13 protein-coding genes are annotated in these 14,450 nt (G+C 57.1%); 2 read left to right on the top strand and 11 right to left on the bottom strand.

Annotation, left to right across the window (positions count from 1 at the left end; translation table 11 throughout):
* Positions 1-98: 98 nt before the first annotated feature.
* Positions 99-1,601 carry an Asp-tRNA(Asn)/Glu-tRNA(Gln) amidotransferase subunit GatB gene (gatB, locus tag RRU01S_RS11200; RefSeq protein ID WP_045230375.1) on the bottom strand — a complete coding sequence of 501 codons (1,503 nt, stop codon included), beginning with the start codon at positions 1,599-1,601 and terminating at the stop codon, positions 99-101.
* Positions 1,602-1,750: 149 nt separating this feature from the next.
* Here gatB and RRU01S_RS11195 point away from each other — a divergent pair, with 149 nt between their 5' ends.
* On the top strand, positions 1,751-2,083 hold the full coding sequence (locus RRU01S_RS11195) for a DUF1294 domain-containing protein (RefSeq protein ID WP_045230374.1): 333 nt from the start codon (positions 1,751-1,753) through the stop codon (positions 2,081-2,083).
* Here the strand turns inward: RRU01S_RS11195 and RRU01S_RS11190 are convergent.
* The 4 genes from RRU01S_RS11190 to RRU01S_RS11175 form a co-directional block, all read right to left on the bottom strand.
* Positions 2,065-2,574: a GNAT family N-acetyltransferase gene (locus RRU01S_RS11190; protein ID WP_045230605.1), complete on the bottom strand. Its 510-nt coding sequence runs from the start codon at positions 2,572-2,574 to the stop codon at positions 2,065-2,067. The genes RRU01S_RS11195 and RRU01S_RS11190 overlap by 19 nt on opposite strands.
* A gap of 104 nt (positions 2,575-2,678) precedes the next feature.
* Positions 2,679-3,989, bottom strand: a complete 1,311-nt coding sequence (locus RRU01S_RS11185) for a homoserine dehydrogenase (protein WP_045230373.1) — start codon at positions 3,987-3,989, stop codon at positions 2,679-2,681.
* A 64-nt stretch (positions 3,990-4,053) separates the two neighbouring features.
* Positions 4,054-5,274 carry an LL-diaminopimelate aminotransferase gene (locus tag RRU01S_RS11180; protein WP_045230372.1) on the bottom strand — a complete coding sequence of 407 codons (1,221 nt, stop codon included), beginning with the start codon at positions 5,272-5,274 and terminating at the stop codon, positions 4,054-4,056.
* A gap of 248 nt (positions 5,275-5,522) precedes the next feature.
* Positions 5,523-6,482 carry a nucleoside hydrolase gene (locus tag RRU01S_RS11175; protein WP_045230604.1) on the bottom strand — a complete coding sequence of 320 codons (960 nt, stop codon included), beginning with the start codon at positions 6,480-6,482 and terminating at the stop codon, positions 5,523-5,525.
* 180 nt (positions 6,483-6,662) lie between these two features.
* Between RRU01S_RS11175 and RRU01S_RS11170 the strand changes: the two genes are divergently transcribed.
* Positions 6,663-7,457 (top strand): TSUP family transporter, encoded by a 795-nt coding sequence (locus RRU01S_RS11170; RefSeq protein WP_045230603.1) that lies wholly within the window; start codon positions 6,663-6,665, stop codon positions 7,455-7,457.
* A gap of 12 nt (positions 7,458-7,469) precedes the next feature.
* On the opposite strand, the gene RRU01S_RS11165 is transcribed toward RRU01S_RS11170, so the two are convergent.
* From RRU01S_RS11165 to RRU01S_RS11140, 6 genes are all read right to left on the bottom strand, one after another.
* Positions 7,470-8,192 carry a PAS domain-containing protein gene (locus RRU01S_RS11165; protein ID WP_045230371.1) on the bottom strand — a complete coding sequence of 241 codons (723 nt, stop codon included), beginning with the start codon at positions 8,190-8,192 and terminating at the stop codon, positions 7,470-7,472.
* Between the two features lie 508 nt (positions 8,193-8,700).
* Positions 8,701-9,351 carry a PAS domain-containing protein gene (locus RRU01S_RS11160; RefSeq protein ID WP_338082026.1) on the bottom strand — a complete coding sequence of 217 codons (651 nt, stop codon included), beginning with the start codon at positions 9,349-9,351 and terminating at the stop codon, positions 8,701-8,703.
* A gap of 282 nt (positions 9,352-9,633) precedes the next feature.
* Positions 9,634-10,563, bottom strand: coding sequence for a lipid A biosynthesis lauroyl acyltransferase (locus tag RRU01S_RS11155; protein ID WP_045230369.1), 930 nt, complete (start codon positions 10,561-10,563; stop codon positions 9,634-9,636).
* 11 nt (positions 10,564-10,574) lie between these two features.
* Positions 10,575-11,603 carry a zinc-binding dehydrogenase gene (locus tag RRU01S_RS11150; RefSeq protein WP_045230368.1) on the bottom strand — a complete coding sequence of 343 codons (1,029 nt, stop codon included), beginning with the start codon at positions 11,601-11,603 and terminating at the stop codon, positions 10,575-10,577.
* A gap of 53 nt (positions 11,604-11,656) precedes the next feature.
* A complete protein-coding gene (locus tag RRU01S_RS11145; RefSeq protein ID WP_045230367.1) occupies positions 11,657-12,943 on the bottom strand; it encodes a beta-ketoacyl-ACP synthase in 1,287 nt (428 codons plus the stop codon).
* A 12-nt stretch (positions 12,944-12,955) separates the two neighbouring features.
* Entirely contained in the window at positions 12,956-14,152 is a 1,197-nt protein-coding gene (locus RRU01S_RS11140; protein ID WP_045230366.1) for a beta-ketoacyl-ACP synthase, read from the bottom strand.
* Between the last annotated feature and the right edge of the window lie 298 nt (positions 14,153-14,450).

The following is a 14,450-nucleotide window of genomic DNA, read 5'->3' as shown; positions in this document are numbered from 1 at the left end:
TGTTGTGGTTCGTTAGATCCTCGGGACAAGCCCGAGGATGACGGAAGCGATGTTTTCAGTCTAACACTGTAAGCCGAGATAATCCCAGCCAGCAGTGATTACTCCTCGATACCCAACTTCGCCTTGACCAGTTCCTGCACAGCCTGTGGGTTGGCTTTGCCGCCGGTGGCCTTCATGACCTGACCGACGAACCAGCCGGCAAGCGTTGGCTTGGCCTTGACCTTTTCGACCTGATCCGGGTTGGCAGCGATGATCTCGTCCACGGCCTTTTCGATGGCGCCGGTGTCGGTGACCTGCTTCATGCCACGGCTTTCCACGATCTCCGCCGGATTGCCACCCTCGTTCCAGACGATCTCGAACAAATCTTTGGCGATCTTGCCGGAGATGGTGTTGGCCTTGATGAGATCGATGATGCCGCCCAGCTGATCGGCGGAAACAGGTGTCTCTTCGATACCCTTGCTCGCCTTGTTCAGCGCACCCAAGAGATCGTTGATCACCCAGTTCGCAGCAATTTTGCCATCCCGTCCTTCGGCAACGAGCTCGTAATAATCAGCGATCGCCTTTTCAGACACGAGGATCGATGCATCATAGACCGACAGGCCGAGTTCGCTGACAAACCGCGCCTTCTTGTCATCCGGCAGTTCCGGCAAATCCTTGCTCATCTTCTCGATGAACGCATCGTCGAATTCCAGCGGCAGCAGGTCTGGGTCGGGGAAGTAGCGATAATCATGCGCGTCTTCCTTGGAGCGCATGGAGCGCGTCTCGCCCTTGCCGGGATCGAACAGGCGGGTTTCCTGGTCGATGCTGCCGCCATCTTCCAGAATGGCGATCTGGCGACGTGCCTCGTATTCGATGGCCTGACCGATGAAGCGGATGGAATTGACGTTCTTGATTTCGCAACGGGTGCCGAAGCCCTCACCGGGTCTGCGCACGGAAACGTTGACGTCCGCACGCATGGAGCCTTCGTCCATGTTGCCATCACAGGTGCCGAGATAGCGCACGATGGAGCGCAGCTTCGTCATATAAGCCTTGGCTTCGTCAGACGAGCGCATATCGGGCTTGGAGACGATTTCCATCAGCGCCACGCCGGAACGGTTGAGGTCCACATAAGACATCGTCGGGTGCTGATCGTGCATCGACTTGCCCGCATCCTGCTCCAGATGCAGCCGCTCAATGCCGATTTCGATATCCTCGAAATTGCCCTGACGGTCGGGTCCGAGCGAAATGATGATCTGGCCCTCACCGACGATGGGGTCCTTGAACTGCGAAATCTGGTAGCCCTGCGGCAGGTCGGGATAGAAGTAGTTCTTGCGGTCGAAGATGGAGCGCTTATTGATCTGTGCCTTCAAGCCCAAACCAGTCCGCACGGCCTGCGCCACGCATTCCTCGTTGATCACGGGCAGCATGCCGGGCATGGCGGCATCGACCAGCGAGACGTTGGAATTCGGCGCATTGCCGAACGTGGTGGACGCGCCGGAAAACAGCTTGGAATTGGAGAGAACCTGAGCGTGAACCTCCATGCCGATGACGATTTCCCAATCGCCGGTCGCGCCGGGAATGAAGCGTTTCGGGTCTGGTGTGCGCACGTCTACAAGGGTCATATCAAGCTCTTAATATACGGAATTTCTGTCTATGGTGAGGTAGAACAATTGGCACTGTGGCGCAAGGCTTGTCGCGCCGAACACGGGAAGCGACGAGATTTCATGCTGCTGAATACGGATCCTTTACAATTTTCAATGTCACTCATCGCATGATGATCCCACTCTTGGCCGTCGCCACCTATCTTACCTTCAACCTGGTCGTTTTCCTCATCTATGGGTGGGACAAGAGAGCGGCCAGAACAGGAACATGGCGCGTGCGTGAAAGCACGCTGTTGTGGCTGGCTTTGCTGGGCGGAAGCTTAGGCGCCGTGCTGGCACAACGGTTTCTGCGCCATAAAACGCGAAAAGAACCGTTTCGCCGTTATCTGATTTGGATCATCATTCTGCAAATCGGGATTGGAGCGTCTTTCGTCATCCTACCACACTGGCCAAAAACCGTGTTCGACACGATGAACGCAGCGGCTCAAAAGCCGAACCCGTAACCACCGATGTCCATATCGACCAGTTGCTTTTGTAGGCCGACGGACTGCACCTCGCGGTCCAGTTTGGTCGAATATTTCATCGAGAGCCAGCTGACGCTGTAACCATGCTTGCGGAAAAAGGACACGGCCTGATCGTTTTGCGCGTGGCTTTCCAGCTTGGCCAAAGGCAAACCGCGGGCCTCGATCTGCCGTTCGATGTCGGCGAGAAGTGCCGTGCCGACGCCTTGGCGTTGATAGACAGGATCGACCCAGAAATCGGTGATCGTCTCATCGAAGTGTTCGCGCGCCGCCCAGCCGACAACCACGCCGCCCGCCTCTGCCAAAATGATGGCGCGCCATGATGAATGCGTGAAATTTTCGAAAGCGACACGCGCGTTTTCCCGCAGCGCTTCCGTCACGCCAATGGCCGATGTCGCATTCGCCCATGCCCGCAGCCCGATCGCCGCAAGCACGGACGACTCGCCTTCCCTGGCTGCACGGATATTGATCACACGCCTCTCCATCTGTTGTCCAACTGTAGGACTTTATCCCACATGCGAAAAGCCACCGCCTTGCGGCGATGGCCTTGGTTTAGTTCCAACCTGCGTCGCGGCAATCAGGTGCGTTCGATGCGGATGACCTGCGGCTCGTTGACCAGATATTTTTCGCTCTTAATGGCTTTGACCGCCTTGCGGATGGCATCTTCCATCGTCGCGTGGGTGACGAGAATGATGGTCTGCGGACCACCTTCAGTGTGAACCCGCGAATGCTGCACGATGGATTCCAGCGAGATGTTGTTTTCCGCCATGCGTGTGGCGATGGAGGCGAAAACACCGGCCTTGTCCTTCACCGTCAGGCGAATGAAATAACCGCCTTCGTGGCTCTTCATCTTGGCACGACGGTATTCGGTGAGCGATTTGGCGGGACGACCAAGCACCGGTACCTGCTGAACGCCGGGACGGCTCTTGGCAATGTCGGCGATGTCACCCAGCACGGCGGATGCCGTGGCGTTGCCACCAGCGCCGGGGCCAACCATCAGCAGTTCGCCGAGAATGTCGGATTCGACGGCCACGGCGTTGGTGACGCCGTCTACCTGCGCGATAACCGAGTCCAGAGGTACCATGGTCGGATGCACGCGTTGTTCTATACCGGACTCGGTCACATGCGCCACGCCAAGAAGCTTGATGCGATAACCCAGGTCTGCGGCGGCCTGAATATCCTCGATGGAGATATTCGAGATGCCCTCGAGATAAATGTCATCGGCCGCAATCTTGGAGCCGAAGGCAAGCGTCGTCAGGATCGCCAGCTTGTGGGCGGTATCATTGCCTTCAATGTCGAAGGCTGGATCGGCTTCCGCGTAACCCAGCCGCTGCGCTTCTTTCAGGCAGGCTTCAAACGACAGGCCTTCCTTTTCCATCTTGGTCAGGATGTAATTGCAGGTGCCGTTCATGATGCCGTAAATGCGCGACACATGGTTGCCGGTCAGCGATTCGCGCAGCGCCTTGATGATGGGGATACCACCAGCCACCGCAGCTTCAAAGTTCAGCAATGCGCCCTTTTCTTCCGCCATAATGGCAAGCTCGACACCGTGTTTCGCCAGCAGCGCCTTGTTGGCCGTTACCACATGGATGCCACGAGACAAGGCGGCGCGCACGGCCTTTTCGGCAGCGCCGGACGCACCACCGACCAGCTCCACCAGAACATCGATTTCGGCTTTTTTCGCCATCTCTTCGGGCGTATCGAACCAGGTAATACCGGCGAGATCCAGACCGCGATCACGCGAACGATCGCGCGCGCTGACGGCAATAATCTCAATTGCGCGTCCGCAGGTAATCGCAAGTTCCTTGCTTCTCTGCTGGAGGATGCGCACGAGCGAAGAGCCGACAGTGCCGAGTCCCGCTATGCCGATTCTCAATGAATCTGCCATGGGTATATTCCTGATTTGCTAAAAATTGAGAGGTGGCCTGAGACGGCCACCCGGTTTGATGCCCTTAACGGTGGGCGTTGAGCGAAACGACGTTGTGCAACGTATCGTCCGCAGTCGACAGGAAGCGCTTCAAATTGCGCGCGGCCTGACGAATTCTGTGCTCGTTTTCGACGAGGGCCAGGCGGACATAATCATCGCCCATTTCACCGAAGCCGACGCCCGGTGCGACCGCAATATCGGCCTTTTCGACCAAGAGCTTGGAGAATTCCAGCGAGCCGAGATGGCGGAATTTTTCCGGAATTTTCGCCCAAGCGAACATGGTGGCGGCGGGCGGTGGCACTTCGAAGCCAGCCTTGCCGAATGTATCGACCATGACATCGCGGCGACGGCGATAGACACTGCGTACTTCAGCGATATCGGAACCATCACCATTCAGCGCGTGGGTGGCAGCGACCTGGATGGGGGTGAAGGCGCCGTAATCCAGATAGGACTTGACCCGCGTCAGCGCGCTGATGAGACGCTCGTTGCCGACGGCAAAGCCCATGCGCCAGCCAGGCATGGAGAACGTCTTGGACATGGAGGTGAATTCCACCGCAACGTCCATCGCACCCGGCACTTCCAGAACGGATGGCGGCGGGTTCGCATCGTCGAAGTAGATTTCCGAATAGGCAAGGTCCGACAGCACGATGAGGTCATGCTTCTTGGCGAATGCGATGATGTCCTTGTAGAAATCCAGCGATGCGACGTGGGCCGTGGGGTTCGACGGATAGTTGATGATCAGCGCCAACGGCTTCGGGATGGAGTGGCGCACGGCGCGCTCCAGGGGACCGAAGAAAGTCTCATCGGGCTCCACATTCATGGAGCGGATGACGCCGCCTGCCATGAGGAAGCCGAAGGCGTGGATCGGATAGGTCGGGTTGGGGCAAAGGATGACATCACCGGGTGCGGTGATGGCCTGCGCCATGTTGGCGAAGCCTTCCTTGGAGCCCAGCGTGGCTACGACCTGCGTATCCGGGTTCAGCTTCACACCGAAGCGGCGGGCGTAATAGCCGGCCTGCGCACGACGAAGGCCGGGAATGCCCTTGGACGAGGAGTAACGGTGTGTGCGCGGGTCCTGAACGACTTCGCACAGCTTGTCGACAATGGCCTTCGGTGTCGGAAGGTCGGGATTGCCCATGCCAAGGTCGATAATGTCGGCTCCACCCGCTCGCGCGCTCGCTTTCAAACGGTTGACCTGTTCGAACACGTATTGCGGCAGACGCTTGACCTTGTGAAACTCTTCCATCTTTTCCTCGTGGACATGAACCGAATGACCGGCTCACAAAACGTTCGTTGTTTGGTTTCAAATACAGCCGACACGAACAGATCGGGCCCGTATAGTTTAAGTGTAACGCATGTACCGGAAAACACGAATGGGTTTTCCGCAGTTGCCCGCAGCCAGAACAAACAACGCGACTTTACGAAAACCTGCATAACGCGAGTTTTTTCAAAAATGCAAGGCAAGCCGCTGAGTTTGGCGGCGCGCGCGACCAATCAGCCGCGCTCGCCCTGCACAATTGCCGAACGGATGACCGAAAGCACACGTTCAGGCTGGATATCAGTGCAAACCAGCTGGCTGGGGTGTCCGTCCCAATTTCCCGGCGGAAAGCCGACGCCATCGGGCTTCTGTATCGTCTGCCCATCGGCAATGCCGCCGCAAACGACGCGAACCGCACCGCTGCGGGTTTCGAAAAGCTCAGGGTTGGTCAGGTAGACGCAGGCGCAAGCGTCATGCACCACCATGCCGTCGCCAGTGCGCTGATTGTAGAACTCAATGTAGAACTGCGACAGATCGGACAGAAGCTGGACAGGTGCCCCGCCCTCTTTCGCCATTTCGTCCATGAACTTCGATGTCATGACGGTGCCCGTCGTCACGTCCAGTCCGACGATGGTGACACGCCATGGCGCGGTAAACACCACATCCGCAGCCTCCGGGTCACCGTGAATATTGGCCTCCGCGGCCGGGCTGACATTGCCGTTGATGTCGAAGGCACCGCCCATGATGATAACATCTTTGACCAAGGCGGCAAAATCGGGATCTTCGCGAAGGGCTAGCGCAAGGTTGGTCATGCGACCAACGGCGATCAACGTGACTTCGCCTGGGTTTGCCTTGACGGTATCAATAATGAAATTGTGGGCCGGGCGCGGATCGAGCGGCAAGTCGATCGTGTCGGGAACACCGATATTCCCGAGCCCGTCATCGCCATGAATAAATGTCGGCCAGTGGCCTTCCGGGCGCGATGGATCGAACGTCACGCCTGCGCCCTTGGCCACGGGAGCCGTCATGCCCCATTGCTGCTTGAGGAACAGCGCATTGCGAGTGGTCATGTCCAGCGGTGCGTTGCCGAACACCGTGGTAACGCCGACCAGATCGATATCCGGGTGACGGTGCAGAAACAGCAGCGCCATTGCGTCATCGATGCCGGGGTCTGTGTCGAAAATTACCTTATGCATGCCATGTCCTCGAATTTTTATGCAGGCGGAATCGCCCAAGCAATGGCGAAGCAGCGAGCGCACCATAAACACCCGTACAAATGACACAATGCCCCTGGGACCGCTCGGGAAAAGCATTGCAAAGGGTGGCGTTCAATGACACAGAACCATCAATCACCACAGCCCTTCCGGAATGCTCCCTTGCAAGACATCGCCCTCCAGCTTTTTCTCATCCTGTTTCTTGTTGCCATCTTTGCGGGCTTCGTGGATTCGATTGCTGGCGGCGGGGGCCTGATTGTTTTGCCTGCCATGCTCATCATGGGCATTCCACCACTCGAGGCGCTGGGAACGAACAAGCTGCAAGCCCAATTCGGCTCGGCTTCGGCAACGATTGCCTATGCGCGAAAAGGCCATGTCGACCTCAAAAAACAATTTCCTATGGCCTTCATGGCCTTCCTCGGCGGCATTTTCGGCGCTCTGACGGCATCCTATGTGCCGCCGGATATCTTGCGGGCCATCATGCCGTTTCTGCTGATTGCCATCGCCATCTATTTCGCCTTCAAACCAAACCTCAGCGACATCGACAGCCACCGCCGGATCACGCCGTTTCTGTTCGGGCTGACGGCCGTTCCGCTGGTCGGTTTTTATGATGGTATTTTCGGGCCGGGCGCCGGTTCGTTCTATATGCTGGCCTTCGTCTGGCTTGCCGGTTTCGGGATGTTGAAAGCCACAGCCCATACCAAGCTTTTGAACTTAGGCTCGAACTTCGGCAGCTTCCTCATCTTTACCGTCAACGGCGCGATCATGTGGAAACTCGGCATCATTATGGGGCTTGGCCAGTTCATCGGCGCGCAGCTCGGCTCGCGCCTTGCCATGAGCAACGGCGCCAAGATCATCCGCCCTCTGCTCGTGATCTCATGCATAGCGATGGCAACGAAGCTTTTGATCGACGCCGGTGCACTCGCGTGGATTGGGGCGAGAGTGTTTGGCCTCTAGCCGCTGGAAGTATCAGTTACACTCCAGCGCTGCCTCGGCCTTGATATCCTGAAGAACGACGACGGCGCCGAACACCTCGTTATTGACGCCACGCAAAGGCGTCATGCGGCAACGTGTAGAGAAATTGTCGAAACTACGGTGACCGTGGTGGATATAGTCAACCGTGGCACCCTTGAAGCAGCGGTCGAATGCTGTCTTTGCCATTTTGTTGAAACTATCTTCGCCGATAAACTCGGAGACGTGGCAGCCGATCATCGACAGTGGCGTTCGCTTTAAGAACCGCGCATTGGCCTGATTGGCATAGAGATAGCGATAATCGCGGGTGATCACGGCCACGCGGTCAGGCAGGCAATCGAGAATCGCCTCGTTGAACAGCGGTTGCTCCGGGGCTTCGAACACGAACGGCTTTTCTCCGGGGCCAGTCTGCGCAAAGCTGTCCCTTTCTTCAGGAATGCGCCGAAAATATCGATCGATCAGCATCGACATCGCCGCACTGCGACGGGTCACCATCGAACGGTCCTCGGCTTCATCCCGGATGAGGCCATTGAGGAATTGCAATTGCATATGCGCATCTTCTCGCGTCTGCGCCCGGAACTCGAGAATATCGGCAATGATAGGCTCGAGTTCCTTGTCCAGCACACGGACAAGATCATCGTGACCACAGGCGACGGCATGTTTCAACTGCATGCATTTCAGCGAGAAAGCAGCGAAAAATTCTTGCAGTTGAGCCTCCATCTTATCCCCCTGGTTTTAAAAGCCGAACCAACTCAGCGACCATATTTCTGCGGCCACATAATTTGAGTTCAACCAAAGACCTCTTCATCCGTTCAAGAGTTTCGACGCCGATATCAGATGTTCGGCAACTCCATGCTTCGGTGATACGCACTATACCCGCAAGAGAAAACCAGGCACCGAACCAAAAATTTCGACGCCGGGTAACATGAACACTATCAGCGTTCAATTGGTCAACACACTAGATTTTACCTAGTAACGAATCGCTTTGATTAAAATTTATTATAAGAAGAACGCCGATACCGTAGCATTCTGGACGATGAATTAACTCATTTACAAAACATAAAATTACTACAAAACAATTCAAAATATACTCAAATGGCATCGATCGTTTCAAAATTATGTGAGATTACGGTTATACGCTGTAATAATCTCTTGATACCAAAAGGCCGCTACATCGCTGAAAATGATGTTCAACATATTTTGACATGTCAAAAGACATAGCGATTATTTACGCGACCGCTCTGGTCCTGCGGTCCGCTAGTTCCTTGACGACAATAATTGCCCCCACGAGCTTGTAGGACGGCGAATAGCACGGGGACATTTCGTAAGAGCGCACCACGGTGCGGCCATCGATGTCTTCGGCATAGGTGTATTTGGCAGCCTCACCTTTGAAGCACGCATCGAGCTTTTCACGCAAAGCCTGCTGAAAGTGGCGAATACCGATGAACTCGGCGATGTGCTTACCAACCATCTCGTCGGTCTTCACCTCATAGCATTGGGCATTGACGGCGTTAGTGTAGTTGATTCGATAACCGGGAGAGACAACGAAGACCCGCTCATTGAGATCATCCAGCCGGTCTTCATCCAGAATGACGTAAGGGCTCCAGCTTGCGGGCTCCCCATCGGGTGCCACGCCATCATAGGGCAGGCCAGCACCGATATATCTGTCGACCAAACGGCGAAGCAACTCAGAATTGCGTTGAACGCAACCCGTATCCTCAGCCTCTTCATTGAGGAGATCGATCGCAAAGCGAAATTGCTCGAGCACTTCCGTGGAGTTTTTTGTCTTCTTGCTGGTGATGTTTTCCAACAGCGAATCGAGTTCACGATCCAAAAATAGGACTTTCTGGGCTTCGTTGCGCTCAACGGCTCCCTTCAACTCCAAATATCGCTGCCAGAACAAGTCAATCAACGCTTTCAACCCAAATCCCCCCCGGATGATTGTGCGCCATTCGCACGCTCGATACTCTCCGGCCCAGCGGCATGACCCACGTCAACATATCATGTTAAAATGACGTAACGAGGAACAGCCTACCCATACAAACTGAAAGCAAAATAACACACGCGTCAGGTCTTTAACAAATGCCAGAAATTGTGAAGAACAATATACATTCACAATCCTGAGATGATCATATCGGCATTCGGCCTGACAATGGATAGTCTAGTCTTTAATGTTGCGCTTTATGTGCCAGCGGTCGTGATACCATAACCATTGACCAGGATATTCGCGCACCCAGCTTTCCACCTTGTCGTTGAGAAGCTGCGCGGTCTTCTGAACATCGACAGCGCCCTTTTCGTTCAACGGAATCTCGACCTTCGGTTCAATTTCCAGACGATAGCGATTGTCCGGCAGACGAATGCAGCGGGCCGGAAACACATCGCAACCGAACTGGCGCACCAGTTTTGCCAAAAGCGGGTTGGTCAGCACGTCATTGCCGAAGAATTTGGTAGGCAGGCCTTTGCGGAATTTCTGGTCCACGAGAACGCCGATGCCGCCGCCCTTTTCCAGCTGACGCGCCAGTGCGAAGGACGAACCGGTATGCGACGGCACGAGGTTGCCCATACGCTCCTTGCGGAAATCGAAGATGCGCTTTGCCACATAAGGGTTGTTCGGCGGGCGGAACAGCACCGTCACATCGAGGCCGAAGGCCGATCCTGCCACGGGCAGCAGCTCGAAATTGCCAGAATGGGCGGTAAAGACGATGAAGGGACGCGGATTGTCGCGCAGCTCCAGAAAGGTCTCCGTGCCGATGACTTCCACCCTGCCCGGCTTGCTGTTTGCCGGATCGAAATCGAACAGGCGGTCCAGAAAGACGTATTCGGCAGCAAGGCGGCCCATATTGCCCCAGCTATCCAGGGCAATCTCGAGACGCTCCTCCTCCGATTTCTCAGGGTAGGCGCGCGCCAGATTGAACAGCATGAGCTTATGGCGTGGCGTTTTCGGCCCGATTTTGCGGGCCATCCTGTCTGCGAAATTGATGGCCGGATCGGCAGGCAAAAGCTTCAGCAGGTTCAGAACGCTAAAGGCAATCGTCGCATTCAGCCACTGGCGAAAGTTTTCGAACGCCAGGACCATGCGCGTTATAAACATTTTCAAAAGGGTCAATCCATCCGCAGAACGATTTTGCCGAAGACTTGACGGCTTTCCATCCGCTCCAGCGCCATCTCGATCGTATCGAAGGTTACTTCGGTATCGATGACCGGATGCACAAGGCCCCGCGCCATTTTCTGCATGGCATCGGCCATGTTTTCCATGCGGCAACCGAAGGAGCCGAGCAGTTTCAACTGCTGCTGGAACAGCATCATCAGGTTGATTTCAGAGGAAACGCCCGATGTGGAGCCGCAGGTGACGAGACGACCGCCACGCTTCAAGCAGAACATGGAGCCTGCCCAGGTGTCCTTGCCGACGTGTTCGAACACGACATCGACGCCCTTTTTCTTCGTCAGCTTGCGCACGACGCCTTCGAAGCGGTCCACGCGGTAGTTGATGACGTGGTCTGCGCCCAGCGCCTTGGCCCGCTCGATCTTGTCATCGGAACCGACGGTCGTGATGACGGTGCAGCCCATTTTCTTGGCAAGCTGGATGGCCGCCGAACCGATGCCGGAGCCGCCAGCGTGAATGAGGATGGTTTCGCCCGGCTGGAGCTTGGCGTTGTCGAACAGCATGTGTTCAACGGTGCCGAAGGTAACAGGCGCAAGCGCCGCCGCAACAGCATCGATGCCCGGCGGCGCCAGAACGAGCTGGCGGGCGGGAATATTGATCTTTTCCTGTGCGAAGCCATCCAGATGGAAGCCGTGAACACCGGCGACGTTTTCGCACAGATTATCGCGACCGGCCACGCAGTGGTGGCAGCGACCGCAGGTGCGGGCGCCATAGATGGACACGAGCTGGCCCGGCAGAACATTGGACACGCCGGGGCCGATGGCCTCGACCACGCCGGATGCTTCCGCACCGATGGTGAGCGGCATCTTGCGCTTGGCAAATGCCATGCCGCGCCAGCCCCACACATCGATGTGGTTCAGAGCTACGGCCTTGACCCGGAGCGTGACTTCACCGGGTGCAGGAGCTTCCGGCTCGGGCAGGTCCACTCTTTCAAGTTTACGATCATCAACGAGTTGCAAGGCGCGCATAATGAAGTCCTTCGCCTGGAGGCGTTCTTATTGTTTTCGATTTGGGAAACCGATTAAGCCGGTTCCCGCGTCATGACAAGGCTTGCGTTCTGGCCGCCGAAGCCGAAGGAGTTGGATAGCACGGCGGTAACCTCCGCATCGCGCTTCACATTCGGCACCACATCGAGCGCAATCGTCGGGTCGGGGTTGGTGTAGTTGATGGTCGGCGGCACGGTGCCGGTCAGCATGGTTTGCAGCGAAAACACTGCTTCCACCGCACCCGCTGCCGTCAACGTATGGCCGATCATCGACTTGTTCGAAGAGACAGGAATGGATTTCAGCCCTTCGCCAAAGACTGCGAGCATGGAGCCATATTCCATCTTGTCGTTCTCAGGCGTCGAGGTGCCGTGGGCGTTGATGTAGTTGATATCGCCTTCGGCAACACCAGCATCGGCCAGCGCCGCGCGGATCGTCGCAATGGCCGGGCCACCGTCTGGCGATGAGCGCGTGCGGTGGAAGCTATCGGCCTTTTCGCCAGCGCCCTTGATGATGCCGAGAATTTTCGCGCCACGGGCGACGGCAGCTTCCAGCGATTCCAGCACCAGCGTTGCGGCACCTTCGGCAATCACGAAGCCATCGCGATCCTTGCTGAAGGGCTTGGAGGCCTTTTCCGGCGGGTCGTTCTGGGTGGAGAGAGCCGACAGAAGCGAAAAGCGAATAAGGGCTTCGGCACTGACCGAACCATCGGTCGCGACCGTCAGCGCACGGTCCGTGCGCCCCTGGCGGATGGCTTCGACACCAAGCTGAATGGCCGTGGCACCCGACGCACAGGCCGTGGACAGGGTGACGGGCAAGCCACGTGTGCCGAAACGGTCTGCGAGACGCTCGGAGATGGCGCCGAACAGGGCCGCCTCGTGAAACGCAGGATCGGGACGCTCCCGCAGCGCCGCCATGAAACGGTCATAGGCGTCGCCCGGCTTTGCAGCGGGTGGAGAACGGTCGCCAAGTTCGAAACGGGCGCTCCACTCCGGCTCAATAGGTGGTGCGGCCAGAAACAGCGGACCGTTGAAATCACCGGAAAGACCCGCTTGCGCCAGCGCCTCGATGGTGGTTTCGCGCGCAAAGGCGAAGGAGCGTTCGACGGAATTGGGCTTGGGAATCTCGATGAAATCCACCGTGCCGCAAATCTTGGTGGACAGGTTGTCGGTCGGGAAACGGGTGATCTTGTGGATGCCCGATTTGCCCGAGGTCAACGCCGCCCAGTTATCATCGAGCCCTTGGCCCAACGACGTGATGATGCCCATGCCGGTAACGGCGACGATGGGACGACCGAGGTGATCCTTGAAACTGCTGGACGCCATGGTGTCTACTCCTCAAGCATCTGTGGAAAGCACGGCAACGCCTTCGCCGCGAACATGGCCAACGGTGGTGACGACGGCCTGCGTGGCGGCAGAAGTCATCGGCTTTTCGGCGGAAGTATCGAAGGCTGGAACCTTTGCGCCGCTTTGCAGTGCAAGTGCCGCAAGCGCGAGGCCGAGTGGAAACTGCGCTTCAAGTCCATGACCGGTGACACCGCCGAATCCGCGAATGGCGGATGTCGGCAGCACTTTTGCCAGCACATCCTTCTCGCGACCCGTCACGGCGTCGTAGCCGCTGGCGCCGGAGAAAACGACCGTCGTTTCGTCATCCTTTGCAGGCGCAAGAAGACGCTCCAGCCGGGTTTCCAGCTTATTGTCGTCACGCGCGCCGCGATCACCTTCGATGGCGTCGATGCGGGCGTAAATCTTTGCGCCGCGTGCTTCTGCCCGCTTGCGTGATTCGAGAACGAGGAATGCACCGACGGAGCCGGTGATCATGCCACCGCCCTCGCCTTCAGAGCGCGACCACAGCGGCTGCCACTGCCCCTGCGCATGCGCGCCGATGGCTTCGAACAGCAGGGTCATGTCGGGACGTTCGGCTGCAAAGGCGCCGCCGACAAGTGCGTGGCTCGATTCGCCGGAGCGGATGCGATAAAATGCGGTCTCGACGGCAGAGATACCAGCCGCTTCCTCACCCATAAAGGTACGAGACGAGCCGGTGACCTTGTGGACGATTGAGATATTGCCAGCCATGAGGTTGGAGAGCTGGGCCAGAAACAGCGTCGGGCGCAATTCGGTCGTCAGCTTTTCGTTGAGCATGACTTCGCGGTCGTTGCGCTTCAGGCCTTCATCCACGATCAGCGTATCGACATTGATATCGCGCTCGCCACCACCGGCGGCGACGATCATGTCCATAGTGCCGCAGGCCTCTGCATCCGTCTTCAGGCCCGCATCATCCAGCGCCAGACCGGCGGCAAAGACGCCGAGGCGCTGCCAGTTTTCCATCTGACGCTGATCCTTGCGGCCAATCTGGCTCGACCAGTCGATCTCCGGCAGTGGATGAATGGGATACGGCGCGAACTTTTCGGTTTCGACGATTGCGTCAGGTGCAGCGCCTGCCGACAGCAGCGCAATATGGGCGTCGATACCGACACCATGACAGGTCACGATACCGACCCCGGTAATCACCACATCATTGTCAGACTTCATCATCCATCATCCTTCGTCGCTGTTCCCAACCGCATGATCCGGGCCAGCCATCAAAAAGCGGTCCAATGACCGTATGTGCCATGCGGAATAATGCTCACGATGCGGCTTTGCAATGGCGAAGGGTCAAAGACGCGTTGCAATGCATGGATTTTCAGAGGTTCATGGGGAAAATCTGGGCTTTTTGTATAGGGTAGGATGGTGGGTGGGGCTTACCCCCCTCTGTCCTGCCGGACATCTCCCCCTCAAGGGGGGAGATCGACTCGTGGATACCTCTCGCCCATCTCTAAGGCTTCGGATAAGC

This window comes from Agrobacterium rubi TR3 = NBRC 13261 (genome assembly GCF_000739935.1).
Lineage (GTDB): Bacteria > Pseudomonadota > Alphaproteobacteria > Rhizobiales > Rhizobiaceae > Agrobacterium > Agrobacterium rubi.
Note: the sequence above shows the minus strand (reverse complement) of the source record. Positions and strands in the feature narration are given on the sequence as shown.

Excerpts from the sequence above, each read along its gene's own strand:
- gatB (WP_045230375.1), bottom strand. The coding sequence starts at position 1,601 with ATGACCCTTGTAGACGTGCGCACACCAGACCCGAAACGCTTCATTCCC.
- RRU01S_RS11195 (WP_045230374.1), top strand. The coding sequence starts at position 1,751 with ATGATGATCCCACTCTTGGCCGTCGCCACCTATCTTACCTTCAACCTG.
- RRU01S_RS11185 (WP_045230373.1), bottom strand. The coding sequence starts at position 3,989 with ATGGCAGATTCATTGAGAATCGGCATAGCGGGACTCGGCACTGTCGGC.
- RRU01S_RS11180 (WP_045230372.1), bottom strand. The coding sequence starts at position 5,274 with ATGGAAGAGTTTCACAAGGTCAAGCGTCTGCCGCAATACGTGTTCGAA.
- RRU01S_RS11175 (WP_045230604.1), bottom strand. The coding sequence starts at position 6,482 with ATGCATAAGGTAATTTTCGACACAGACCCCGGCATCGATGACGCAATG.
- RRU01S_RS11165 (WP_045230371.1), bottom strand. The coding sequence starts at position 8,192 with ATGGAGGCTCAACTGCAAGAATTTTTCGCTGCTTTCTCGCTGAAATGC.
- RRU01S_RS11155 (WP_045230369.1), bottom strand. The coding sequence starts at position 10,563 with ATGTTTATAACGCGCATGGTCCTGGCGTTCGAAAACTTTCGCCAGTGG.
- RRU01S_RS11150 (WP_045230368.1), bottom strand. The coding sequence starts at position 11,603 with ATGCGCGCCTTGCAACTCGTTGATGATCGTAAACTTGAAAGAGTGGAC.
- RRU01S_RS11145 (WP_045230367.1), bottom strand. The coding sequence starts at position 12,943 with ATGGCGTCCAGCAGTTTCAAGGATCACCTCGGTCGTCCCATCGTCGCC.
- RRU01S_RS11140 (WP_045230366.1), bottom strand. The coding sequence starts at position 14,152 with ATGATGAAGTCTGACAATGATGTGGTGATTACCGGGGTCGGTATCGTG.